This is a genomic window from Thalassospira sp. (genome assembly GCF_048059015.1).
Lineage (GTDB): Bacteria > Pseudomonadota > Alphaproteobacteria > Rhodospirillales > Thalassospiraceae > Thalassospira.
In genome coordinates this window covers 49,633-73,774 of the sequence record NZ_JBLLNT010000013.1, presented here as the reverse complement: position 1 = coordinate 73,774, position 24,142 = coordinate 49,633, and the positions used below count along the sequence as shown (strand labels likewise).

The 24,142-nt window shown below is 53.1% G+C and carries 22 protein-coding genes; 8 read left to right on the top strand and 14 right to left on the bottom strand.

Features of this window, described 5'->3' with window-relative positions; all coding sequences use genetic code 11:
• Nucleotides 1-25 precede the first annotated feature (25 nt).
• Nucleotides 26-1,708, top strand: coding sequence for a methyl-accepting chemotaxis protein (locus ACMZ66_RS17055; protein WP_416938952.1), 1,683 nt, complete (start codon nt 26-28; stop codon nt 1,706-1,708).
• Nucleotides 1,708-2,829, top strand: coding sequence for an AbrB family transcriptional regulator (locus tag ACMZ66_RS17050; RefSeq protein WP_416938950.1), 1,122 nt, complete (start codon nt 1,708-1,710; stop codon nt 2,827-2,829). The genes ACMZ66_RS17055 and ACMZ66_RS17050 overlap by 1 nt, the downstream gene beginning before the upstream one ends.
• A 21-nt stretch (nt 2,830-2,850) precedes the next feature.
• Here the strand turns inward: ACMZ66_RS17050 and ACMZ66_RS17045 are convergent, their stop codons facing one another.
• Nucleotides 2,851-3,339: a MarR family winged helix-turn-helix transcriptional regulator gene (locus tag ACMZ66_RS17045; protein ID WP_416938948.1), complete on the bottom strand. Its 489-nt coding sequence runs from the start codon at nt 3,337-3,339 to the stop codon at nt 2,851-2,853.
• A 323-nt stretch (nt 3,340-3,662) separates the two neighbouring features.
• Between ACMZ66_RS17045 and ectA the strand changes: the two genes are divergently transcribed.
• From ectA to mazG, 5 genes are all read left to right on the top strand, one after another.
• Nucleotides 3,663-4,211, top strand: coding sequence for a diaminobutyrate acetyltransferase (ectA, locus tag ACMZ66_RS17040; protein WP_416938947.1), 549 nt, complete (start codon nt 3,663-3,665; stop codon nt 4,209-4,211).
• Nucleotides 4,212-4,338: 127 nt separating this feature from the next.
• Nucleotides 4,339-5,622, top strand: coding sequence for a diaminobutyrate--2-oxoglutarate transaminase (gene ectB / locus ACMZ66_RS17035; protein WP_416938946.1), 1,284 nt, complete (start codon nt 4,339-4,341; stop codon nt 5,620-5,622).
• A gap of 66 nt (nt 5,623-5,688) precedes the next feature.
• The gene (locus tag ACMZ66_RS17030; protein WP_416938945.1) at nt 5,689-6,090 is read left to right on the top strand and encodes an ectoine synthase; all 402 of its coding nucleotides are present in this window, start codon (nt 5,689-5,691) and stop codon (nt 6,088-6,090) included.
• An 85-nt stretch (nt 6,091-6,175) separates the two neighbouring features.
• Nucleotides 6,176-7,681 (top strand): aspartate kinase, encoded by a 1,506-nt coding sequence (locus tag ACMZ66_RS17025; RefSeq protein WP_416938943.1) that lies wholly within the window; start codon nt 6,176-6,178, stop codon nt 7,679-7,681.
• 153 nt (nt 7,682-7,834) lie between these two features.
• Complete coding sequence (gene mazG / locus ACMZ66_RS17020) at nt 7,835-8,659, top strand: nucleoside triphosphate pyrophosphohydrolase (protein ID WP_416938941.1); 825 nt, start codon at nt 7,835-7,837, stop codon at nt 8,657-8,659.
• Nucleotides 8,660-8,688: 29 nt separating this feature from the next.
• On the opposite strand, the gene ACMZ66_RS17015 is transcribed toward mazG, so the two are convergent.
• The 13 genes from ACMZ66_RS17015 to ccsA form a co-directional block, all read right to left on the bottom strand.
• Nucleotides 8,689-9,558: an AraC family transcriptional regulator gene (locus ACMZ66_RS17015; protein ID WP_416938940.1), complete on the bottom strand. Its 870-nt coding sequence runs from the start codon at nt 9,556-9,558 to the stop codon at nt 8,689-8,691.
• Between the two features lie 81 nt (nt 9,559-9,639).
• A complete protein-coding gene (locus tag ACMZ66_RS17010) occupies nt 9,640-10,467 on the bottom strand; it encodes an inositol monophosphatase family protein (RefSeq protein ID WP_416938938.1) in 828 nt (275 codons plus the stop codon).
• 24 nt (nt 10,468-10,491) lie between these two features.
• The gene (gene hflX, locus ACMZ66_RS17005; RefSeq protein WP_416939187.1) at nt 10,492-11,823 is read right to left on the bottom strand and encodes a GTPase HflX; all 1,332 of its coding nucleotides are present in this window, start codon (nt 11,821-11,823) and stop codon (nt 10,492-10,494) included.
• A gap of 7 nt (nt 11,824-11,830) precedes the next feature.
• Nucleotides 11,831-12,088 (bottom strand): RNA chaperone Hfq, encoded by a 258-nt coding sequence (hfq, locus tag ACMZ66_RS17000; protein WP_008891082.1) that lies wholly within the window; start codon nt 12,086-12,088, stop codon nt 11,831-11,833.
• Nucleotides 12,089-12,209: 121 nt separating this feature from the next.
• Nucleotides 12,210-12,380, bottom strand: coding sequence for a hypothetical protein (locus tag ACMZ66_RS16995; protein WP_416938936.1), 171 nt, complete (start codon nt 12,378-12,380; stop codon nt 12,210-12,212).
• On the bottom strand, nt 12,332-12,895 hold the full coding sequence (locus ACMZ66_RS16990) for an HAD family hydrolase (RefSeq protein WP_416938934.1): 564 nt from the start codon (nt 12,893-12,895) through the stop codon (nt 12,332-12,334). Before ACMZ66_RS16990 ends, ACMZ66_RS16995 begins: the two co-directional genes overlap by 49 nt.
• 62 nt (nt 12,896-12,957) lie before the next feature.
• Nucleotides 12,958-14,337 carry a Trk system potassium transporter TrkA gene (gene trkA, locus ACMZ66_RS16985; protein ID WP_416938932.1) on the bottom strand — a complete coding sequence of 460 codons (1,380 nt, stop codon included), beginning with the start codon at nt 14,335-14,337 and terminating at the stop codon, nt 12,958-12,960.
• Between the two features lie 42 nt (nt 14,338-14,379).
• Nucleotides 14,380-15,756, bottom strand: coding sequence for a sigma-54-dependent transcriptional regulator (locus tag ACMZ66_RS16980; protein ID WP_416938930.1), 1,377 nt, complete (start codon nt 15,754-15,756; stop codon nt 14,380-14,382).
• A gap of 48 nt (nt 15,757-15,804) precedes the next feature.
• Nucleotides 15,805-18,081, bottom strand: coding sequence for an ATP-binding protein (locus ACMZ66_RS16975; protein WP_416938929.1), 2,277 nt, complete (start codon nt 18,079-18,081; stop codon nt 15,805-15,807).
• On the bottom strand, nt 18,078-19,526 hold the full coding sequence (ntrC, locus tag ACMZ66_RS16970; protein WP_416938927.1) for a nitrogen regulation protein NR(I): 1,449 nt from the start codon (nt 19,524-19,526) through the stop codon (nt 18,078-18,080). The genes ACMZ66_RS16975 and ntrC overlap by 4 nt, the downstream gene beginning before the upstream one ends.
• Nucleotides 19,523-20,668 carry a two-component system sensor histidine kinase NtrB gene (locus tag ACMZ66_RS16965; RefSeq protein WP_416938925.1) on the bottom strand — a complete coding sequence of 382 codons (1,146 nt, stop codon included), beginning with the start codon at nt 20,666-20,668 and terminating at the stop codon, nt 19,523-19,525. Before ACMZ66_RS16965 ends, ntrC begins: the two co-directional genes overlap by 4 nt.
• 55 nt (nt 20,669-20,723) lie before the next feature.
• Nucleotides 20,724-21,734, bottom strand: a complete 1,011-nt coding sequence (gene dusB, locus ACMZ66_RS16960; protein ID WP_416938923.1) for a tRNA dihydrouridine synthase DusB — start codon at nt 21,732-21,734, stop codon at nt 20,724-20,726.
• A gap of 255 nt (nt 21,735-21,989) precedes the next feature.
• Nucleotides 21,990-22,796, bottom strand: coding sequence for a cytochrome c biogenesis protein CcsA (gene ccsA / locus ACMZ66_RS16955; protein WP_416938921.1), 807 nt, complete (start codon nt 22,794-22,796; stop codon nt 21,990-21,992).
• 115 nt (nt 22,797-22,911) lie between these two features.
• On the opposite strand from ccsA, the gene ACMZ66_RS16950 reads away from it, so the two are divergent.
• Nucleotides 22,912-24,117 (top strand): bifunctional 2-C-methyl-D-erythritol 4-phosphate cytidylyltransferase/2-C-methyl-D-erythritol 2,4-cyclodiphosphate synthase, encoded by a 1,206-nt coding sequence (locus ACMZ66_RS16950; protein ID WP_416938919.1) that lies wholly within the window; start codon nt 22,912-22,914, stop codon nt 24,115-24,117.
• Nucleotides 24,118-24,142 lie beyond the last annotated feature (25 nt).

Below are 24,142 nucleotides of genomic sequence, written 5' to 3'. Positions count from 1 at the left end.
CTGACCTGCGTGGAGGATACTGGTAATGCGTTTTCTTGATAATCTGTCGATTGGTCCCAAAACCCTTTTGGTCCCGGTCTTCCTTATGATCGTCATTATCGCCATGGGGATTGCGACAGTTGCGACCCTCGAAAGCGAGAAGGACACCCTTACCAGCCTTCGCGTTGAAGCATATGAACGGCGTTCCGATGCGTTGACACTCAGCAACGCACTGAACGAAGCGCACGGATCGCTGTTTCGTATTCTGACCTGGGACTCAAACGGCATTAATGCCGCCGTCGTCCCGGATCTGCGTGAAAAGGTCAGCCAGCTTGAAGGTGAGCTGGCCCCGCTTGCTGAACGCCTTTCTGCCGTTGGCGGTGACGCATTCACCCAAAACTACGCCCGATACATGGAACAAGTTGAACAGTTCCTTGTTGAAAGCGAAATGAACATCTATGGCGCGCTTGAAGTGATCGCCCAAGCCGATGAAACCTTCCAGGCCCTTCAGGTTCCACTAAACGAAATCCTTGCCCAATCCCACGAGATTGCCACGACCTCATTTGCCGACGCATACACACAGGCCGAAGCCCTGCAGCGCGTGTTTGTGATCGTTGCCCTTATCGTTGTTGTGGTTGCAGTAATCGTCTCGGTCTTCGTATCGCGCCGTATTTCGCGCCCGATGACCGATCTGGCCGAACTGATCGAACAGATTTCCAATGGCGATCTGAATGTCGATATCCGTGGCAGCCAGCGTGCTGACGAAATCGGCAAAGTCGCGCGTTCTGTGACTGTCCTGCGTGACCAGTCCAAAGAAGCCGAACTGCTCCGTCAGGAACGCGAACGTATCCGTGGGTTAGAGCGCCAGCGTCAGCAAAACCTGATCGAGGCAACTGATCATTTCCAGCGCGTCGTTCAAGAAGCGCTTTCCGGCTTTGATCAGGAATTCAGCTCGCTCAACGGGTCGGCCAGCGACATGGAACAGATCGCAACGCTTGCCAGCGCGCGTTCCGCTGACGCCAACCAGCATTCCGAACAGGTCTTGCATCATATTGAAGCCGTGTCACACACGACAGCAAGCCTGTCCGAGGCAATTGCCGAGATCGGTCAGCAGGCACAAAATTCCGCCGAAGTTGCGGGCCGTGCACGGTCTGAAAGCGAACATTCCCGCGCATTGTTTGAACAGCTTACCAATGCCACCCAGCGAATTGGCGATATCGTCAGCCTGATCGAAGACATCGCAAGCCAGACCAACCTTCTGGCTCTGAATGCGACGATCGAGGCTGCGCGTGCCGGTGATGCCGGCAAAGGCTTTGCCGTGGTGGCTGGCGAGGTCAAAAACCTTGCGTCCCAAACAGCCCGTGCGACTGAAGACATCGCAAGTCAGGTCGAAGAAATTCGCGGACTGACAGATAACGTTGTCAATGCCTTACATAGCGTTGCAGATGTTATTGGTGAAGTCGACCAATCTGCCGCCGCCATCGCCGCAGCCGTTGAAGAACAACAGGCATCGACCGCCGGAATTTCGGACAGCATTCAGGACGCCAATGGCGGCATGCGCACCGTTGCCGAAGCCGTCGGTGCGCTTGATAACGAAACTGTTCGCGTCCATAACGGTTCTGCCAACGTGACACGCGCAACCAGCACATTGAATAACGAGGCTGCCAAACTGCGCCAAGCAATTGATGGCTTCCTCGAACAGATAGATAAGAACAAGGCTGAAGCATAATGACCAACACACCGGACGATCCTTCAAACAACAGTTGGATCAAAAGACTTTCCGGTGTTCTGACACCTCAGTTCTTCAAAAGGCTATCCATCGCACTGGGCATCGGTCTTGGTGGTGGCTTGATCGCACATTCGATCAATATGCCCCTGGCGTGGATGATGGGCCCGATGCTGGCAACCTTTGTTGCAAGCTTGATGCGGGTTCCCATGGGGGTGCCGATGCAGTTCCGCTCAACCATTCTTGGTGTGATTGGCGTATTTCTGGGTGCTTCATTCACTCCTGAAACCCTTGATCAGGCGGCACGGTGGCCGCTTAGCATGATTGCTGTTTTGCTTTATGTGCCGATCATTACCTTCGTCATCACCTGGTTCTATTCAAAAATAGCTCGCCTTGATCCGGCAACAGCGCTGTTTTCCGCAACGCCTGGCGGCTTGACGCCAATGGTGGTCCTTGGCGCGGCCGCAGGCGGCAATGAACAGGAAATCGCCCTCACCCAAGGTTTGCGGGTGTTGCTTTTGGTCATGTCAGCCCCCTTGATTGTGCTGATGATTACAGGCGTGGTCGCCAGCGGTCATGGTGACGGTGAAGCAATCCAGATGTCGCTCAACGAAGGTCTTTTGACGGCGGTCTGCGCAATCATCACCGTGCTTGTGTTTCGCAAGATCGGGGTTCCTGCGGCCTATATGACAGGCGCAATGGCCGCCAGCATGGTTTTGCACGTCACGGGTGTCGTAGAGGGCAACCTTCCGGGGTGGCTTCTGGCCGGGAGCCTGTTGATCCTCGGATCTGCGATCGGTAGCCGGTTTTCCGGCGTGAAAATAGCTGTGCTTACCAGACTTGCCGGTTATTCGATTGTTGCAACCATGGTGGTGCTGGCATTTACCGGCGCTGTGGCGTGGTTCGTTGCCGATTGGCTCGATCTTGACTTCATCGCCGTCCTTCTGGCTTTTGCGCCAGGTGGTGTCGCCGAAATGTCCCTGATCGCACTTGCGCTAAATGTCGAACCAAGCTTTGTCGCCTTCCACCATATCGTGCGTATTTTCGAGATTGTGCTGCTTGCACCGATCTTGGCGAAATGGTTCCAGCGTTATATGCAGAAAAAGGCTGGCGCGCAAAGCTAAGCGCGCCATCAACGCAGCCTATTAGTGCCGGTCGCTGCCCTTTTCCACGATCACATCATGATCAAGAACCGGGGCTACATCGATCTCACTGGCATCCATCATGCCAGACACGCGCTGTAACGCCGCGATCAGGAACGTTTGTTCCCATTCTTCAAGATTGTTGAAATTGTCCGAAAACCGGTCGTGTAGTGCCATAGGGGCACGGTCAAGGATCGCCCGCCCCTGTTCTGTCAGGCGGACAAAGACTTTGCGCTTGTCACTGTCACCGCGCTCACGGGTTACCAGTGCCATTGCCTGCAACTTGTCGACAAGTGCGGTGGTCGATGCCTGTGCCAAATTGACCTTGGCCGCAATCTGGCCAACTGTCATTTCGCCGAATTCTTCAAGGGATTGCAAAACCAGAAGCTGGGATGTCTTCAGGCCGGTAATTTTACCTAGTTTTTTCGCGTGGATGTCACTCGCGCGTAGAATACGGCGAATTGAAATCAACGCTTCATGCAATTTGTCCATTTCCAAGATCCGGGCGTGATTTTTGTATTTTTTCAAAGGCTGTTTTAGCCGCACAACCGGGATTTCGCAACGGTTTAAGCACATTTTCCATCGCACTTCGATCCGTTAATGTATCGATTTATGTTATTTTAGAGAAATATTACTTCATCGATCGCTCCCAATATGCATCGAATAGAAATACATTATTCTTTTATTTAATATCAATAACTTATTCGTTTTCACAGGAAAGTCATGATCACGGGGTTGATCATTTTATATCGATATTCTATACATCTGACGCGACATGAATGATCGCACATCGAAATAACAGAGCAGGCAGACCGATGAAAATTGCCACAACCAAGGGCAATACCGGCCAGAAAGCCAACCTGATTATCCGAAAACCCAAGGCCACTGACGGCGCGACGGTGAATAACCTGATTGCCGAATGTAAGCCGCTGGATGAAAACTCGATGTATTGCAATCTGCTGCAGTGCTCGCACTTTGCGGACACCTGCGCGATCGCAGAACTGGATGGCGAAGCCGTCGGCTTTGTTTCCGGCTACATCGTACCGAACAAGCCTGAACAACTGTTTATTTGGCAGGTCGCTGTTTCCCCGAAAGCCCGCGGGCTCCGTCTGGCGAAACGCTTGATCCTTGATATTCTGGATCGCCCGGCATGCCACAACGTCAGTGAACTGAACACGACGATTACGTCAACGAACGCGCCATCACAGGGTGTATTCCGTTCAGTCGCACGTGAGCTTGGCGCCGACGTCAAACGCAAGGTCCAGTTCGAACGCGAAACGCACTTCGAAGGTGCCGCTGCCAGCGAAATTCTGTGGCAGATCGGCCCGTTCGAGCGTGAAGATGTCGAACGCGTCGCGGCCTGATCCAACCGACCAATTTTTCCTTCGCCTTATTGCTGCAAACGGTCAACTCCGTTTTGGAACATCCGGCCCGCCGGGACGTTTGGCATGACAGGTGAACTAGAATTTTCCCAATCTGAAAGAGGGAACCATGACTGTATTTGATCGCCTTGAATCGGAAGTTCAGAGCTATGCGCGCTCCTTCCCCGTTACCTTTGACAAGGCCGAAGGTGCCTGGCTGACCGATGATAACGGCAACCGTTATCTCGACTTCCTTGCTGGCGCTGGCAGCCTGAACTACGGCCATAACCACCCTGTCCTGCAGGAAAAGCTGCTTGATTACATCAAATCAAGCGGCATCACCCATGGTCTGGACATGCACACCAAGGCAAAGGCAGCCTTCCTTGACGCGCTTGAAACCAAAATCCTCAAGCCGCGAAATATGGAATACAAGGTCCAGTTCACGGGTCCGACCGGCACCAACGCCGTTGAAGCTGCATTGAAGCTTGCGCGCCGCGTTAAAGGCCGTGAAACCGTGATTTCCTTCACTAACGGTTTCCATGGTTGCACCCTGGGTTCGCTTGCCATCACGGGCAACGAACATCACCGTGGTGCAGCTGGCGTGTCGCTTGATAATGCTGTTGCCGTTCCGTTTGATGGCTATATGGGCGATGGCGTTGACACCACCGAATATCTTGATCGGGTTCTGTCCGATAATTCCAGTGGTGTGGCTCTGCCGGCTGCTGTGATTGTCGAAACCCTTCAGGGTGAAGGTGGCTTGAATGCCGCAGATTTCGGCTGGCTCAAGAACCTTGAGACCGTCTGCCGCAAACACGACATCCTTCTGATCGTCGATGACATTCAGGCGGGTTGTGGTCGTACCGGTACGTTCTTTAGCTTCGAGCCGGCTGGTATCAAACCGGACATGATTACGCTGTCCAAGTCGCTTTCAGCCTATGGCTTGCCGCTGGCAGTCGTTCTGATGAAGCCGGAATATGATGTCTGGCATCCGGGCGAACATAACGGCACCTTCCGTGGCAACAATCACGCCTTTGTGACCGCCGCAGCAGCCCTTGATCACTTCTGGTCGGACGACAAGTTCGCCGCAGATGTTCGTGACAAGGCAGAGTTCCTTGGCAAGCGCCTGAACGAGATTGCTGATCGTTACGGCGATGGCAAGCTTTACAGCAAAGGCCGTGGCCTGATGCAGGGTATCTGCTTTGAAAGCGGCGAGGTTGCTTCCAAGGTCACCAAGGAATGCTTCAAGCATAACCTTGTGATCGAGACCAGTGGCCCGGAAGATGAAGTCGTCAAATGCCTTGTGCCTTTGATCATCTCCAAGCAGGATCTGGCACATGGTCTGGAAATCCTGGAATTGGCAACCGCCAAAGCCATGGGCAAGGAAGTTGTTCCGGCCAAAGCAGCTGCTGAATAAGACAAGTTGGGGTGACGCACGATGCGTCACCCTGCCCCACAACTTAATTTAGTCAAAGAGTTAAAGATGATTGTTCGTACTCTGAAAGAATGTGAAGCATCCGGTCGCCGTGTGGTTTCGGACAACTGGGAAAGCACGCGCCTGTCGCTTGCCGATGATGGCATGGGCTTCTCGTTCCACATCACCACCATCTATGCCGGCACCGAAACCGAGATCTGCTACGCCAACCATTTCGAGACCGTCTATTGCATCTCTGGCAATGGCGAAGTCGAAACCATTGCCGATGGCAAGAAATACAAGATCGAACCGGGCACGGTTTACATCCTCGACAAGCATGATCGTCACTATCTGCGTGGCGGCACCGAGGACATGGTTGTCGCATGTGCGTTTAATCCGCCGCTGAATGGCCGCGAAGTACATGACGAAAACGGTGTCTACCCGCTCGATGGTGACGCGCTCGCCAGCTAAGACTTTTGGATTGGGGCGGCATATCAACCGCCCCAATCACACACGAGCATATAATTTTTAAGGAAACGCCCCCAAAGGAGGCAACATGCTTTCAGCCCAGAAAAAATCGGACGCTGGGCATAGCGTTCACAAGATCGGCGGTACGTCGATGACCCAGGTTGATGCGGTCATGGACAACATTCTGGTCGGCAATCGTAGCGAAGAAGAACTGTATAACCGGGTCTTTGTCGTTTCGGCATATGGCGGTTTTACCGACCTTCTGCTCGAAAACAAGAAGACTGGTGAAGCAGGCGTCTATCAGCTTTATGCCGGATCGGAAACCGATTGGGCCTGGGGCGATGCCCTGACCACTGTTTCCGAGAAAATGTGTGAAATCAACGAGAAGATCTTTGGTGATGCACCGGAACTGAAACTGGCTAATGCCTTTGTGCAGGAACGTATTGAAGGCACACGTAGCTGCCTGATGGATTTGCATCGCCTGTGCAGCTTTGGTCATTTCAAACTGGAAAAGCACCTTCTGACCGTGCGTGAAATGCTCTCGGCCATTGGCGAAGCACATAGCGCGCACAACACCATGCTGCTGCTGCGCGCCAAAGGTGTGAATGCCGTATTCGCCGACCTGTCTGGCTGGCGCGAACCCGAAGCATCGACACTTGATGGTCGGATCAAGAAGGTATTTGAAGACATCGATCTTCCGAACCAGCTTGCGATTGCAACGGGTTATGCCCAGTGCAGCGAAGGTTTGATGAGCATCTATGGCCGTGGCTACAGTGAAGTGACCTTCTCGCGCATTGCCTGCCTGACGCAGGCGCGCGAGGCAATCATTCACAAGGAATTCCACCTTTCAAGCGCAGATCCGCGTATTGTCGGTGAAGATGCCGTGCGCCCAATCGGCCGCACCAGCTATGACGTGGCCGATCAGCTGTCAAACATGGGCATGGAAGCCATCCACCCGCGTGCGGCCAAGGGTCTTCGTCAGAACGACATTCCGCTGCGCATCGCCAATACCTTTGAACCGGAACATCCGGGTACAGTTATTGACGACCATTGGGATCCGGAAAACAGCCGCGTTGAAATCGTGACGGGTGTTCCGACCGCGTTTGAGATCGAAGTGTTCAATCAGGACATGGTTGGCGTTCCTGGCGGCGAAGAAGCAATCCTGAGCGTTCTGAAGCGCTACAAGGTGCCAACCGTCACCAAGAACCTGAACGCCAATACGATCACGCATTATGTCGCAGCACCGCTGAAACAGATCCGTCGTTGTGTGGACGAAATTGAAGCAAAACAGCCCGAGGCGAAGGTTCAGACCCGCAAGGTCGCGATTGTGTCGGTCATTGGCGCCAATATCGAACAACCGGGTCTATTTGCCCGCGCTGTTTCGATCCTCGATGACGCTGGTGTCGAACTCGTCGCTTCACATTATCCGAGCCGCCGCGTTGATCTTCAGTTTGTTGTTGCCGAAGGCGACTTCAACAAGGCGATCATTGCCCTGCACCGTGGTTTGGTCGAAGGCAAAAAGGAAGGCAGTGCATCATCGCAGAAATCCGACGATGACACTGAGACCAAACAGGAAAAACTAAAGGCGGCTTAACCGCTGGCATCCTGACATCACAGCAAAACCCGCAAGTGTTTCACAGCCTTGCGGGTTTTGTTTTGTCTGGAACATGGACTTGTCAGCAATGATGCGCCGCGATAGGACTTAATAAACACCTTTGCCCAACGCCTTACATCACAGGATTACATCATGAGCACCCATAACAGCAAAGCCATCAATGACCTTCTTGATGTTATGGCCCGCCTGCGTGATCCGGATGGTGGCTGCCCCTGGGATTTGGAACAAGACTTCGCAACCATTGCCCCCTACACGATCGAAGAAGCCTACGAAGTCGCCGACGCGATTGCCGACAATGACATGCCAGAGCTATGTAATGAGCTTGGTGATTTGTTGCTCCAGGTGGTTTTCCATGCCCAGATGGCCAAAGAAGCGGGGCATTTTGAGTTTGAAGATGTAGCCAACAGCATTGTTGCCAAAATGATCAGCCGCCATCCCCATGTATTCGGCGACGGTGATGCCAAAACCACCGAAGGCGTCAATCAGACCTGGGAGAAGATCAAGGCAACTGAGCGCGCACAAAAGGCCGAAACCAAGGGGCATGAGCGCCATAGCGCCCTTGATGGTGTGGCAAGCGCCCTGCCCGCGTTGATGCGCGCGGAAAAGCTGACCAAACGCGCTGCCCGTGTCGGTTTTGATTGGCCCAGCACCGATGAAGTGTTCGACAAACTCCACGAAGAAATTGACGAATTAAAGGCCGAAATGACGGCCAATCCTGATCCTGAACGCCTTCAGGACGAACTTGGCGATATGCTGTTTGTCATGGCCAATCTGGCGCGCAAAATCGGTGTTGATCCGGAAGTCGCCCTGCGCGGTGCAAACCACAAATTCACCAAACGCTTCCACTTCATCGAAGACGAGCTTGCACGTGATAGCCGCACTGCAGCGCAGTCAGATGTTCAAGAAATGGATGCTCTTTGGAATCTGGCCAAAAAGGTCGAACGCGGCCAGGTCTGAGACCCAACCGCGCACACTCGATTAAGCCGCTATCCTTCAAGCGGCATATAGATTTCTGTCAGAAGCTCCGTCGGTGCAACTTCGCGCGGGTTGTTGAGATATTCCTCAAACACCGGACCTTCGCACGCCTCTTCACCAGACTGCGGCAACCATTTGCCAAATAACCACAAATAGGCCGCCTTCATATCAGCATACGGGCCCTTGTAGTGCAGGCAGGCATATCGCCCGGATGCAACAATCGTCCGTTCAATTGGTGCTTCAAGTGCCACGGAACCTGCATCTTTTAGCAACGCCCCGGCCTTCGAAAACAGGTCTTCTTCGCGGTAGCTGTCAGGATCAGTGTGATAAACACCAATCAGTCGGGCATCGGGCGTGATCAGGTTGCGTACGGCAAGCCAACCAAACAGCCGATCAAACGCTTCGCCGATTTGCATGAAATCCCCATGATGATCGATCGTCAGAAGCGTCATCTCAGGCACCTTGCGAATTTCAACCTCCCATGGGCCGGAGGTCACAGCGCCCTGTTCCTCCAGCGCATTTTGAAACTGCTTGTGGCTGCCTTCCTTGCGATAACGCGCAGGTGGCATGCCGTAACTGTCTGAAAAAATGCGTGTGAAAGACTGCAGGTTGGGGTATCCGCAACGCTTGGCGATATCGTCAATCGCAATCGCGCTGTTGGCCAACATGCCCGCGGCTGTATGCAGGCGTACACGTTTTACCGTGGCAGCAATCGTTTCCCCAAACACACCGTGATAGATGCGATGCCAATGGGTTGGGGACATGCAGGCTATTTCGGCCAGTTTATTCAGATCAAGTTCGTCGGCAAGATGATCGTGGATATGCGCCTGCACTCTGGCAAGGCGTTCCTGATAGGATTTCTGGGCATGGAGTTTGTTCATCGTTCTCTCGTGCAATATGTGGTGCAGTCCGAAAACGCTAGCACGCGTGGATTTGACAAATCTTGCGGTCTTGGCCCGCCATCATTTTGAGAACAAGGGCAGCAGGATCTGATTTAATTCTGCCCATAACTCCTCGGAACTGGCGCAAAGCAATCCCGGGGCCTTGGTGTTGGCATTATATTCGTTGTTCGCATCTGTGGAGATATAGCGCGCCACACCACCTGCCTCACGCACAAGTAACGTTCCAGGCGCATGATCCCAAGGTTTGAGCGTACGATAAGCACAGAAATCAAACTTTCCATGCGCCAGATCTTCGTACTCGGCACCACAACATGACAGATGATCGATTTCGGCAAAGAAATCGAGACGACCATAATGCTTGCGAAGCCGATCACGTGCGTAGGAAATCAAAAATCCCTTGGCGTCTGATGGTTTGGTGATGCTCGAACGAACCGCCACAGGTTTACCGTCACATCGGGTCCCCGATCCTTTTTCAGCAACAGTAGCCGCACCGGTGATGGGATCGATGATCCAGGCCGCAACGGTTTCATACCCGTCATAAAGCGCGACCATACAGCGAAACGGCTGGCGATGATGGGCAAAGTTCTTGGTTCCATCAACCGGATCAATAATCCAGATTCGATCACCAGACGCAAAGGCGCGCGCTTGCAGAGTTGGGTCGGCATGTGCCGCTTCCTCTCCCAAGGCACGACTACCGGGCAAAAGAGCGGTCAATCGATCCGTCAGAACACGTTCTGCTTCGGTATCGGCGATAGTGACAAGATCAAGGGCGTGGGTTTTGGTGTCGATATCGCTATCATCAAGTTGGCCGAAGCGCGGGGCGATCTCAGTTGCCGATACGTCCCGGATGATCCCGGTAACTTTATCCATATCGACTTTGATCGCCACGCGGCTTCTCCTTCTTTTTGATCCTCAAACCGCGTGTACTTCAAGACCGGCTTTGGCACACCAGTCCTCGAAACGGCCAACGCGGGTGATGTCCACACGTACCTGAATGGAAATGCCGTCCTGACCTTCATTACGTTTAAGGACTTCGCCTTGCTCGTATAGACGGGCCAAGGATTTGCCATCCGAATATGGAACGCACAGCTCGAACACCGGCATGTCTTCGGTCAGGCGATCTTCGATCAGCTCAAGCAACGCCGTGCAATTCGTGCCCTTAACGGCCGAAATTGCGATGGTGTTGTCATAGCGCGCCGAATATTCCTGAACCGCCTGCAGGTCTTCGCCTTCAAGCTGATCAATCTTGTTCAGTGCCTCGACAAGCTCTTCACCATCGATAGCCTTTTGAAGACCAAGTTCCTTAAGGACCTCAAGCACATCAAGTTTCTGGGCTTCGGACTCTGGCGAAGAAGCATCACGGACATGAACAATCAGGTCTGCTTCAAGAACTTCTTCAAGCGTTGCCCGGAAAGCTGCAACAAGATCGTGCGGCAGATCAGAAACAAACCCCACCGTATCAGACATGATGACCTTGCGCCCGCTTGGCAAGTTCAAACCACGCATGGTCGGATCAAGCGTTGCGAACAGCATGTCCTCGGCAAAGACCTCAGACACGGTCAACTGATTGAACAGCGTCGATTTACCGGCGTTGGTATAGCCAACAAGGGCTACAATCGGGTAAGGCACACGACGGCGCGCTTCGCGGTGAAGCTCACGCGTACGTTTGACTTCCTCAAGCTCGCGCCGAAGCTTGGCAAGCTTGTCCCCAATCAAGCGACGGTCAATCTCGATCTGTCGTTCACCAGGGCCTGCCAGGAAGCCGCGACCACCACGCTGACGTTCAAGGTGCGTCCAGGTGCGAACAAGGCGGGATCGCTGATAGCTCAGCAATGCCAGTTGTACCTGCAGACGTCCCTCACGGGTGCGCGCGCGATCGGCAAAGATTTCAAGGATCAGGCCGGTACGGTCAATAACCTTGCACTTCCACTCTTTTTCCAGGTTACGTTGCTGGATCGGTGTCAGCTGGCCATTGATCATGACAATGTCGGCTTCTTCGGCTTTGACCTGAAGGCCAAGCCGTTCTGTCACCCCTTTACCAAACAAGGTAGAAGGACGCAGTTTTGCGACGGGCACGATTTCCGCGCCCACCACTTCAAATTCCAATGCCCCGGTCAGGCTGACTGATTCAGCCAGACGCGAAGAAGCATCACGCCACGACGCAGTATGGTCGGCGCGTTTTAGTTCCGGATGGAAAACCAGGACCCGGGGAGCTTCTGGCGCATCGCCGCCCCCCGAAGTCAGAGATTTGTCAGCTATTTTCTTCTTCCGTCGCAGGCTGGCTCGGATCAAACAACTTGATCGGGGTCGTCGGCATTACCGTCGAGATCGCGTGTTTGTACACGAGCTGGGTATGAGCATCGCGCCGCAGCAAAACAGAGAAATTGTCAAACCAGGTGATAATACCCTGCAATTTGACTCCGTTGACCAGAAACACGGTAACCGGCGTTTTGTTTTTACGGCAATAATTCAGGAATACGTCCTGAACATTTTGTGATTTTTCCGCCATTGGTTAGACCTAGCCTTCTTTTATGAGCGTTTTTTTGGTTTCGGGCGGTCAAGGAAAATGTGGAACCGTCGACTTTCAGGTCCGTCACGATTCCGGCCCCATTTTTAATGACCTGTCTGAACTATAAGACTTTCGAGAAGCTTTTTACAACCCTTACCAGCGCCTCGCAATCGGCGAAATGCCAATCAGGGCTAAGAGTTGCGGAATTCTGCGTGTCGCTGTGACCGGTAATTTCATCGCCGATCAGGATTGCAGTGGCTCCGACATTGCGCGCACATTGAATATCGACCACGCTATCACCAACAAACCACAGATTTCATATTGCGGCGCCGAAGAGTCGCCCATTGCCATATGGACCGGATCAGCGGCTGGTTTGTCATTGGCAGCATCGGTTGCGCCGATGATCTTGCCAAAAAACGGTGTCCATTCAAGGTGGTCGGCTTCCTTGCGTAGAAAGTCACCATTCTTGTTACTGACAACACCGATATAGGTGCCGTTATCACGCAACGCACACAAAAGATCATAAGCCCCGGCAAGCGGTGTCAGGGTTTCGAGATGGATTGATCTGAAATGCGCATAGAAACTGTCTTTGGCCGCTTCCCAGCGATCTTCACCAAACAAAACCGGGAAACTGTCACGTAAAGAACGGGCGACGCGTTGCTTGGTTTCTTCGAGCGTCCAACGATCCTTGCCGAAATCGTCAAAGGTCATGTTCAGCGCCGCCTGAATGGTTCCCCAGCTATCAACAAGGGTATTATCCCAGTCAAAAATCACGGCTTTTGGTGCATGGGGCAATTTGTCAGACATTTAAACTTCCGGTGGCTACGATCGAATTTATTTGTATGAGGATACCGAAATCCCCTGCCCGATCAGAAATATTCCAACCGGACAGCAAACATTTTTTCGACTTTCTTGATTTGCTCCGACCCGGCAAAGACCACGATGCGGTCATTGGCCTCGATCACGGTGTTGGCGCGCGGCATGACAACTTCGCCATCGCGCAGGATCGCCCCAAACACTACACTGGCCGGCATCGAGATATCTTTGATTGCCTTGCCAACGATTGGGGCTGTCTCAAGTGCTTCTGCCTCAAGAACCTCGCCAAAGCCCTCTGAAAGGCTATGCACCGCGCGAATACGACCACGACGCACATGGTGCAAGATGGTAGACACCGTAGTCATACGCGGGCTGATCACAACGTCGACACCAAGCTCGGACACCAGCGAGTTATAAGTGCTTTTGTTAATCAAGGTCAGCGCACGTGGGCAGCCATAACGTTTTGCCAGAAGTGACGCGAGAATGTTGGTTTCGTCGTCATTTGTGAGTGCGACTACTGCCTCAGCATTGCCGACATTGGCTTCTTCAAGCAATTCGGGATCAAGCACATCACCACGCAAAACAACGCTTTTCTTTGGCAGCTTCTGCGCAACGTAGCGTGCCCGTTCCGGATCGGCCTCCACCAAACGCGTGGTAACGCCCGGGAAGTTTTTATTAATCTCTTCAGCCAGGAAAAGCGCGATGTTGCCGCCACCAAAGATCACGATACGGCGTGCTTCGGGGTCTTCGTGGCCAAAGGCGGACATTGCACGATCAACCTGATCGCTCGAAACCGCCAAATAGACCAGGTCACCGGCGAGCATCTGGTCGTCACCTTTGGGATAGACGGCCTTGTCATCGCGGATCATGCCAAGAATCGAGATGTTAAGATCCGGGAACAGCTGATGGAGCTGGCGCAATGGCGTGTTGATCACCGGGCAATCTTCATTGCAACGCAGACCGAGGATTTTGACCTTGTCATCGGCAAACGGTATCATGTCGAACGCACCGGGCGCCTGCAGACGTCGCGCAACCGCGCGTGCAACTTCCATTTCCGGCGAAATGACGACATCGATCGGAAGCTTTTCGCGGCCAAACAGGCTGGCCCATTCCGGCTGCAGATACGTCTGGCTACGAATACGCGCGATTTTCGTCGGTACGTTAAACAGCGAATGCGCAACCTGACAGGCCGTCATGTTGACTTCATCGGCGAAGGTCACAGCGATCAGCATGTCTGCTTCATCCGCACCCGCCTGCTGAAGCACATCAGGGTGTGAGCCAAAGCCAATGATACCCTTGACTTCAAGCGTATCGGAAATCTTGCGCACCAGCTCTTCGGACTGGTCGATTACGGTGACATCATTGTTTTCCGCAGCCAGATATTTGGCAATGTGGAATCCCACTTGCCCGGCGCCGCAAATGATGACCTTCATGCTGTATTCTCCCGTTTACATCAGTCCGAGGTGATATTGGGCTTATTGCCCGTTTACACCAAGGCTTTTCAGCTTGCGATGTAATGCTGATCGCTCCATCCCGACAAAACTCGCCGTCTTGGAGATATTGCCTCCGAAACGGTCGATCTGGGTCTGGAGATATTCTTTTTCAAACATTTCGCGTGCTTCACGCAGCGGCAATGCCATGATTTCACTGGTTTTGTCAAAGCTAAGCGATGTTGGCACATCGGAAAACAGTTCGGACGGCAACATTTTGCCGCTGATCAGATCGGTTTTGTCTTCGTCCGGTGACATGATCATCAAACGTTCGATCACGTTGCGCAGCTGACGGACATTACCCGGCCAGTCATAGGCATGAAGCGTTGCCATTGCTTCGGGTGAAAGCTTACGCTTTGGCAGACCGGTGGCATCCGCATAACGTTCCAGGAAGGTTTCAGCCAGTTCCGGGATATCGTCGCGGCGTTGTTGAAGCGAAGGTACTTCAAGTGGCACGACGTTCAGACGATAATAAAGATCCTGCCGGAAAGTCTGATCAGCAATGCGCTGTTCCAGATCGCGCGCCGTTGTCGCAATTACCCGAACATCAACGCTGACCGGAACAGCTCCGCCGACGCGTTCAAATGTCTGATCTTGCAAAACGCGGACAATCTTTCCCTGCGTTTCCAATGGCATATCAGCCACTTCATCAAGTAGAAGTGTACCGCCATGAGCAAGTTCGAGAACGCCGGTGCGCGCTTCGCGGTCTGCATTGGCAACAGCGCCAAACAAGCTTTCTTCCATTGTTTCCGGTGAAATATTTGCACAATTAAGCACAACAAAAGGTGCTTCAGCGCGGGCCGACTTTTGATGGATCAGGCGGGCAACAACTTCTTTGCCAGAGCCTGCAGGGCCATGGATCAACACGCGGCTTCCGGTCCGCGCAACCCGTTCAGCGGATTGCCGCAGGTTGTTGATCACCGAGGACTTTCCCACAAGTTCGGTATCCCCACCGGCTTTAAGGGTCAGCTCACGGTTTTCCCGGCGCAGGCGCGCATCATCAATTGCACGCTCTACCACCATCAAAAGGCGGTCGGTGTTAAACGGTTTTTCGATGAAGTCGTAAGCACCAATACGCGATGCCTCAAGCGCGGTTTCGATGTTACCGTGACCAGAAATCATCACGACAGGAACTTCGCTATGTTCGCGCTTGATCAGCTTAAGCGTCTCGATCCCATCATGATCGCTTTCATCCATCCAGATGTCGAGCACCACAAGGCTTGGGCGGCGCGCAGCAACCTCGGCCAGCGCGCCTTGGCTCGACCCAGCCTGACGGGTGGTGTACCCCTCGTCCTCGAGAATCCCCGATATCAGTGCCCGGATGTCTTGTTCATCATCGACAATAAGAATGTCGTGCGCCATGTCGTGACCAAATCAATCTTTGTTTTTGTTACGATTTTGGCAATTTTATCAATTGCCTGAGGACTGCGCGTTCAGAGCCACACCATCAATATCGGCCTCAATGGCCTGCGGGAAAGATAGCGTAATCGTAGCCCCGCTTTCAACGCCGTCAGAGAGTATAAGCTCTCCACCATGGTCTTCCATGATTTTCTTGACGATCGCCAAGCCAAGCCCGGTTCCCTTGGAACGGGTTGTGACATATGGCTCTGTCAGGCGTTCACGATGCTCTGCCGGAAGTCCCTTACCATTATCAGATACCGCCACGAACACATGTTGATTGTTCGGTGACACCGTGATCGAAATCTCGATCTTGCCCGGCGGTAGTTCACCAACTTCGGGTTTTTCGCGCCCTTCAATAGCCTCAGCAGCATTCTTAAGGGTGTTGATCAAGCATTGGTTAACTTGATGGGCATCGCATGAAATTTGCAGATCCTCGATCCCCTTACGATCGAAATCGTAGGTGATGTCGACATGGGCCTGCTTTTGTAGGAAGACTGCGCTTTTCACCAGATCACTGATGTTTTCACGGCGCATTTTGGGCGACGGCATTCGCGCAAAGCTTGAAAACTCATCAACCATGCGGCCGATATCGGAAACCTGACGAATGATCGTATCCGTGCAGGTTTTGAAAACGTCCTGATCATCATTGATTTGCTTGAGATATTTGCGCTTCAGCCTCTCTGCCGAAAGCTGGATCGGGGTCAGCGGGTTTTTGATCTCATGCGCAATGCGACGCGCGACATCGGCCCAGGCCGCCATACGTTGTGCGGTTTGAAGCTCTGTCACGTCGTCAAATGTTACGACATAGCCAAAAACAGTGCCATCATCGGCCCATTCCGCTGTCACACGTGCCAGAAGTGTTAGATTGACGCCGTCCCGGCGAATTTCAATTTGGCGCGGTTTGCTGCGATCGCCATCCCGGCCGAAATCGTCAAACAAAGGCAGAAACTCTGGAATAACTTCCGTAAGTTCCATGCCAAGATAGCCATCAAGATCAATTGCCAAAAGATCAGACGCACTTCGGTTTGGAAGATCAATCTTGCGTTCCGGATCAAGGCCAATCACGCCTGCGGTCACACCACCCAAAATGGCTTCGGTGAAACGGCGGCGTTCATCATTTAGACGGTTGGCTGCGATCAGCTCGTTACGTTGGGTTTCAAGCTGCGCTGTCATGCGGTTGAAGGCACGGCTTAGGGCTTCAAGCTCATCCCCCTGCCCGTCAAGTGGTACTCGGAATGACAGATCGCCATCACGAACACGTTCGGCACCTGTGATCAGCTGTGATACAGGCTGCACCAAACGGGTTGCGACCATAAGACCAAGCGTGACAGCCGCTAGAAGCAACACGACCGAGATCAGAACGAAGATCATCACAAACGTGATGACGATGCCTGAACGTTCCCCCTCAAGGCTTTCATAAGCATCAACGGCACGGCGTGCCTTATCGATGCGATCCAGAACGTTTGGATCAACAAAGCGCCCCACCAGAAGGAATGCATCAATGAAGCTTGGAATTTTCGCCAGTGCACGAATGCGGTTGTCGCTCGATCCGATCATCAGAACGACGTCTTTTTCACGCGCTTCGTCATAGACCTCCGCCGGAATGGATGCCTGATCGGTTGCATAAGAAAAGCTGTATTCTGATTGCGCAAGGATTTGCCCGGTGCCATCAATCATCATGACTTCCGGCAATCCACGCGCCAGAGCCTGATCGGTCAGAAGGTCGGAAATACGTTCTGAACTTGTAGAGAAGTTAACCCCAAAGCGCTGTAGATCGCTGGTGGTGGCCAAAACATCTGCACGGATCAGTTCCTGATGTTCCTTAAGATACGCATCAGCAATCACCATACTTTCTTCAACAGCCGTGCGGATGCGGTCGCTGAACCAGCCCTGAATACCGAAATGCAGGAAGAGTGCAGAAAATACGGCAACGACAATCGCTGGGGTCACAGCCACCAGCGAAAACATCAAAACCATACGGGTATGAAGTTTTGCCCCGGCAACACCGCGACGGCGTTCTACCCAAATCTGAACAAGTTTGCGCGCAACCAGCGTTGCGAGAAGCAACACGAGTACAAGATCGATGTTTAACAGCAGCAGGATTAACCGTGGATCGGGACGAAACGGCGCCGTCCCGGTCATCGCAAGATAGGTCGCAGTTACCGATACAAGGGCCGCGGCAACCAATCCAAACGCAAAGCGCCGTGACTGGCCCAGCCGCCCCAGAAACCGTACAAAGCCCGACCGCAAGAAACGGTTGGAGATCGAACGGTCGGTATTATTCATTTCGTGCCCCTGACGACTTCCAGTCCAAGATCACGGATCTTCTTGCGCAACGTATTTCGGTTTAGACCCAAAACCTCGGCCGCTTTAACCTGATTGCCACGCGTTGCTTCAAGCGTCACATTCAAAAGTGGACGTTCCATTTCGCGCAGAATACGGTCGTAAAGGCCATTGGCTGGCAGATCATCATCATGGGCATCGAAATATTCGCGTACGTGACGTTCAATCGATTCCGACAAGGATTGCGGCTCGGCACTTGGTGCGGCTTCGCTGACATTGTTTTCGGAAAACTCGGTCTCGATGACATCAACGCCGATGACATCATGCGAATAAAGTGCCGTCAGACGACGCACCATGTTTTCGAGTTCACGGATGTTACCAGGCCAACGATGCGCCTTAAGGCGCGCCATTGCTTCGTTCGAGAGGGTCTTGCGCGGCAGGCCCTCTTCACTCGCCTGCATCAAGAAGTGATTGACCAACTCCGGAATATCTTCAAGACGCTCACGCAGCGAAGGCAAACGGATAGGCACGACATTAAGGCGATAGAACAGATCTTCGCGGAACGTGCCTTCGCGGATCAGCTTGCGCAGATCACGGTGGGTTGCAGCAACGATGCGGACATTCACGCGGATTGGGGTTCTGCCGCCCACACGGGTATATTCACCTTCCTGCAAAACGCGCAGTAAACGGGTCTGTGCTTCAAGCGGCATGTCGCCGATTTCATCAAGGAACAGAGTTCCGCCTTCGGCCTGTTCGAAACGGCCGACCTTGCGTTCGTTTGCACCTGTAAAGGCACCCTTCTCGTGGCCGAACAGTTCGCTTTCGATCAGCTCGCGCGGGATAGCCGCCATATTGATCGCAACGAACGGGCCATGACGGCGTCCACCATATTCGTGAAGTGCGCGCGCAACCAGTTCCTTACCCGTACCACTTTCACCGGTCACCATGACGGTCAGGTCGGTATTCATCAGGCGTGCAAGGGCGCGGTAAATTTCCTGCATGGCCGCCGAACGGCCAATCAGTGGCAGGCGATCATCGCCCTCGTCATCGCCGGATTTTCCTGCCTGACTTTCCTGCGGCGTTTCAAGCGCACGATCAACAATGCCCATCAGCTCATTGAGATCAAACGGCTTTGGCAGATACTCAAACGCACCACGCTGGGCAGCCTTGACCGCTGTCATAAGCGTGTTCTGCGCACTCATGACAATCACGCGAAGGTCCGGGCGCAGCTTGCGAATACGCGGCACCATATCAAGACCGTTCTCGTCAGGCATCATGACATCGGTAATGACCAGATCACCATCCCCATCGGCGATCCAATCCCAAAGGGTGCGACCATGACCGGTGCTGCGCACTTCGTGCCCCTGACGCGACAAGGCCTGCGTCAAAACGGTGCGGATCGCGCGGTCATCATCGGCGACGAGAATTCTTGCAGGGCTCGTGCTCATGCGGTTTGTTCCCTGTTATTGATTATTATAGGTTCACTGACCTCCTCGGCCAGCGCACGATTATAGATCGGCAGCATGATTTGAAATTCTGCGCCGCCCCCCGGCACATCCTTTACTTCAATCACACCACCATGGTCATTGATGATCTTTGCAACCAGTGCAAGGCCAAGGCCCGACCCGGTCGGCTTGGTCGTCACAAACGGATCAAACAGGCTTTCGCGCATGTCTGGTGGAATGCCCGGTCCATTGTCACGTACTGACACGACCAATGGCAAATGAACGCGCGCATCACCACCCGCAACAGCCAATCGAATACCGTGCTGATAACGGGTTGAGATGGTGATCGTGCCATCCTGCGGATCAACCGCCTCGCCCGCGTTTTTAACCAGATTTAAAAATACCTGTATAAGCTGATCACGATTACCAAATACCGGCGGCAAAGACGGATCGTAAACTTCTTCGAACACCAGATTTTTGCCAAATCCGTTTTCAGCCAGGCGGCGGACATGTTCCAGCACAGTGTGAATATTGACCGCACCGCGTTCCAGCGGTTTGTCCGAGAAGATTTCCATCCGGTCAACAAGCTCGACAATACGGTCAGCTTCATCACAAATCAGACGGGTCAGAACACGGTCATCTTCATTACTGGTTTGTTCAAGCAGCTGTGCAGCCCCACGAATGCCCGAAAGCGGGTTCTTGATCTCATGGGCCAGGATGGCCGCCATCGCACTGACCGAGCGCGCCGAGTTACGGCTAAGCAGCTGGTTATCAATTTTTTGGGCGATCGAGCGCGGTTCAAACGTCAGAACAGCGCAATCGCTGTCATCGGGCATGGAACCCACAGTCAGGTTAACTGTATGCTTGCCAATCTTTGGGCTTTCGATCAGCAGGTTATGGTCTGCAACCAATGTTGCTTCATCAATCGCCTGCTTTATCAACGAAAAGACTGGGCTGTCTGCCGGAATAAAGTCTGTCAGGTCGCTTCGGCACAAAACGCTTGAGCTGGTATTAAACAGCTGTTCGGTTGCCTGATTAACGAACTTGATCTTGCCGTCACGGTTCGCAACGACGACCGCACTTGCGATCGCGTTAAGAACGCCGGTCGGATCAACCCCGTTGCCTTTTCCAAATCCCAGTCTCATTCAATTCTTCCCCGACGACGTCAGTTCTTATCGCCAAATTATTGTTATTAAGTGATCAGGCTGCGGCCTGATCGTATTTGATCTGATTTTCGATCAGCGGTTCGTAAAAAGCACGCACCTGATCTTTTACTTCCACCGGATTATCCAGCACATTGACAATGCGACGAAATTCCGTCGCGTTGCGCAACGAATTGCAATACCACGCCAGATGTTTGCGTGCGATGCGCACACCCTGTCGACCATGATGATCAATCATTGCATCATAGTGACGCAGGATGGTTTCGAGCTGTACTGCCAATGACGGTGCAGCAAGCTTTTCCCCCGTTTTCAGATAATGCGACACCTGACTAAGGAACCATGGGCGCCCCTGCGCACCGCGGCCCACCATCACGCCATCTGCACCAGAACGACGCAACAATTCAGCAGCGTCTTCTTCGCTATTCACGTCACCATTACCGATAACCGGGATAGAGACCGCTTCTTTTACCAGGGCAATCGCATCCCAGTCCGCTTCCCCCTTATAGAACTGGCAGCGTGTGCGCCCGTGAATGGTCAGCATTGCAATGCCAAGGTCTTCGGCAATGTGAGCAAGGTTCGGCGCATTCCGGTTGTCGTCATCCCAACCCAATCGCATCTTGAGCGTTACGGGAACGGAAACCGCCTTGACCGTCGCTTCAATAATGTCTGCGGCAAGCTTTTCATCGCGCATCAGTGCGGAGCCAGCATAACCTTTGGTCACTTTCTTGGCCGGGCAGCCCATATTTATGTCAATGATCATGGCACCGCGCGCTTCATTCATGCGCGCAGCTTCGGCCATTTCTTCGGGCTCCGTACCGGCAAGCTGGACTGAAAGCGGGCTTTCGGCCGAGCAGTCGCCATGCATCTTGCGGACTTCCTTCTCATGGCGCTGGATGCGCGTCATGGCGTCTGACGCAATCATTTCAGACACAACAAGATGGCCGCCAAAATGGCGGACTTGCTGCCGAAATGGAAGGTCAGTCACACCTGACATAGGTGCCAGAATGACATTCTCTGGCACATGCACAGAACCAATCTGCAATGACATGAAGGATTTCCAGTTGCCTAAAACTTGGGCAGATTAATAAAACTGGCTGCCCGTTGCAACAACTCTAAGCGGGTCAGGGAAAATATCATGGCAACGAAGGGGCACAAATCCCCGGAATATACTGAAATCACCGAGGATTTTGGCTGTGAATAGCGGGTATGCGACTATGGTGCAATGCACAGTGATCAGTAATTACGCAGACAATTCGTAGTTTAGGCCAAAAGTTGCGTAATTATCCGGCAGATCAATAACGACCTAGCCAACAATATAGCTGGTCACAAGACGAACGCCCGGAAATGCGAGGGTCAAAAGCAACCAGGCGCCAAGAACAAACCGCACTGCCATGCGCCCGCGTAAGGTAGATTTTTCATGAATAAAGATCAGGGTGCAGATCGTCGCAAATCCAAGCAACGTTAATAGCATTTTGTGGTCAATTGCCCACAGACTGCTGCCTTCGACGTAACGCAGGGCAAATCCGGACACGATGCCTATCACCAATACCCACGCTGACCATTTCAAAAATCCAACCAGCATGAATTCGCTGTCACGCAATGGCGGAAGACGGCGGCTCCAACGCGTTGGTTTGCGGTGTTTAAGTGCATGCTCCTGTACGACATAAGCCATCGCTGCGATCGCCGCCAAGGTAACAAGCGCATAAGTAATCAGTGATGATCCGATATGCGCCCAAAGCCAGCCGGAATAAAGTGCAGGTCCGGAAACCGTTTCAGGCGATGCATTACCAAACAAACGAAATACAGCAGCCAGCAGTGCAAATAGCAGCAGATACCCGCCAATATAACCGGCAAGACGCCACACCTGATGCGGGCCTTTGCATATCACAAGACCGCCAAAGATCATGATCACGGTCAGCTCCGACCAATGAAGGGCGGCTGCAAACCCGCGCGACTGAACTTCTTCACCGGTCAGACCAAGCAACACCATGGTGCCAAGGGCTGCAAGCACAATAGATCCATATAGCCAGACATCGCGCTTTGGTTCAGCGCGCATGATTTGCCCGGTCAACGGCAACAAAGCCAGGATATGAATATATGCAGCAAGCATTCGATGGTCCGTTTTTGTCGCGGAAACGATCAAGTTCCCGATAATCCAAATGCCGACTTGGCAAAGCCTTCGCAGAAAGATAGCCTGCGGCGCAATTCAGACAAGCCATGGCATCATGTTTATGACCAAAAAAATCGGGGTTGTCATCGTTGCTGCTGGCAGCGGTAGCAGATTTGGCGACCCAATACCAAAACAATATCACATGCTTGGTGGCAAAAGCCTTGTGGCGCATTGCATCGAGAACTTTGCCAGACATACAGCACCCGATCTTATTCAGGTGGTCTATAATCCGGCCCATCAAGACCTGTATGACGCCGCAACTAACACACTTGACGGTATCTGCACCCTGCCCGCACCAACGGCTGGTGGCGAGACACGTCAGCAGTCTGTGTTAAATGGCCTGCGCGCATTGGCGGGCCAAAACCCTGATGTTGTTTTGATCCATGATGCCGCGCGCCCGGGAATTTCTGATGACGTGATCGCGCGCGTGATTGCCGCCCTTGACACCCATAGTGGTGCAATCCCGACTTTGGCCGTTGCCGACACCATTAAACAAGCGGATGACAGCGGCGTCATCACGCGCACCATCCCACGAGAAAGTCTGCACCGCGCCCAAACGCCACAGGGCTTCCATTTTGCGACCATTCTTGATGCGCATGAGAAGTTTGAAGGTCAGGAATTTACCGACGACGCAGCATTGCTTGAAACGCTTGGCCTTGATGTGGTCTGCGTTGAAGGTACGACCAACAATGATAAAATTACCCGTCGCGACGACATGGATCGTGCGCAAGACTGGGTTAACACCACACAGAAGGAAGTCTCGCGCATGTCGCAGGAAGAATATCGCGCTGGTACCGGCTTTGACGTTCACCGTTTTGCCCCTGGTGATCATTGCATCCTGTGCGGGGTCAAGGTCCCACATACCGCCCGCCTCGAGGGACATTCGGATGCCGATGTCGGGTTGCATACACTTACCGATGCTATCCTTGGCGCAATTGGTGCCGGCGATATCGGCCAGCACTTCCCGCCAAGCGACATGCAATGGAAAGGTGCGGCATCCGATATCTTTTTGAAACATGCTGCAGATCTGGTCCGCAAACGTGGTGGCCGCATTGTAAATGCCGATGTCACGCTAATCTGTGAGCGGCCGAAAATTGGTCCACATACGCAGGCGATGCGTGAAAAGGTTGCCGAGATCCTCGAAATCGACGTTGATCGTGTGAATGTCAAAGCAACTACGACCGAACGCCTTGGCTTTACCGGTCGCGAGGAAGGCATTGCCGCACAGGCCGCGGTCAGCGTCGCATTGCCCATTAACTAAGAAGCGCAGGCAGTGCACTAAAATG

Bases quoted from the DNA above. Each gene is read 5' to 3' on its own strand.
- ACMZ66_RS16990 (WP_416938934.1), bottom strand. From the start codon at position 12,895: ATGTCTGACAAATTGCCCCATGCACCAAAAGCCGTGATTTTTGACTGG.
- ACMZ66_RS17025 (WP_416938943.1), top strand. From the start codon at position 6,176: ATGCTTTCAGCCCAGAAAAAATCGGACGCTGGGCATAGCGTTCACAAG.
- ccsA (WP_416938921.1), bottom strand. From the start codon at position 22,796: ATGCTTGCTGCATATATTCATATCCTGGCTTTGTTGCCGTTGACCGGG.
- ACMZ66_RS16965 (WP_416938925.1), bottom strand. From the start codon at position 20,668: ATGAGACTGGGATTTGGAAAAGGCAACGGGGTTGATCCGACCGGCGTT.
- mazG (WP_416938941.1), top strand. From the start codon at position 7,835: ATGAGCACCCATAACAGCAAAGCCATCAATGACCTTCTTGATGTTATG.
- ACMZ66_RS16975 (WP_416938929.1), bottom strand. From the start codon at position 18,081: ATGAATAATACCGACCGTTCGATCTCCAACCGTTTCTTGCGGTCGGGC.
- ntrC (WP_416938927.1), bottom strand. From the start codon at position 19,526: ATGAGCACGAGCCCTGCAAGAATTCTCGTCGCCGATGATGACCGCGCG.
- ACMZ66_RS16980 (WP_416938930.1), bottom strand. From the start codon at position 15,756: ATGGCGCACGACATTCTTATTGTCGATGATGAACAAGACATCCGGGCA.
- ACMZ66_RS17045 (WP_416938948.1), bottom strand. From the start codon at position 3,339: ATGGACAAATTGCATGAAGCGTTGATTTCAATTCGCCGTATTCTACGC.
- ACMZ66_RS17055 (WP_416938952.1), top strand. From the start codon at position 26: ATGCGTTTTCTTGATAATCTGTCGATTGGTCCCAAAACCCTTTTGGTC.
- trkA (WP_416938932.1), bottom strand. From the start codon at position 14,337: ATGAAGGTCATCATTTGCGGCGCCGGGCAAGTGGGATTCCACATTGCC.
- ACMZ66_RS17050 (WP_416938950.1), top strand. From the start codon at position 1,708: ATGACCAACACACCGGACGATCCTTCAAACAACAGTTGGATCAAAAGA.
- ectB (WP_416938946.1), top strand. From the start codon at position 4,339: ATGACTGTATTTGATCGCCTTGAATCGGAAGTTCAGAGCTATGCGCGC.
- ACMZ66_RS17030 (WP_416938945.1), top strand. From the start codon at position 5,689: ATGATTGTTCGTACTCTGAAAGAATGTGAAGCATCCGGTCGCCGTGTG.
- ACMZ66_RS17015 (WP_416938940.1), bottom strand. From the start codon at position 9,558: ATGAACAAACTCCATGCCCAGAAATCCTATCAGGAACGCCTTGCCAGA.
- ectA (WP_416938947.1), top strand. From the start codon at position 3,663: ATGAAAATTGCCACAACCAAGGGCAATACCGGCCAGAAAGCCAACCTG.
- ACMZ66_RS16950 (WP_416938919.1), top strand. From the start codon at position 22,912: ATGTTTATGACCAAAAAAATCGGGGTTGTCATCGTTGCTGCTGGCAGC.
- dusB (WP_416938923.1), bottom strand. From the start codon at position 21,734: ATGTCATTGCAGATTGGTTCTGTGCATGTGCCAGAGAATGTCATTCTG.
- hfq (WP_008891082.1), bottom strand. From the start codon at position 12,088: ATGGCGGAAAAATCACAAAATGTTCAGGACGTATTCCTGAATTATTGC.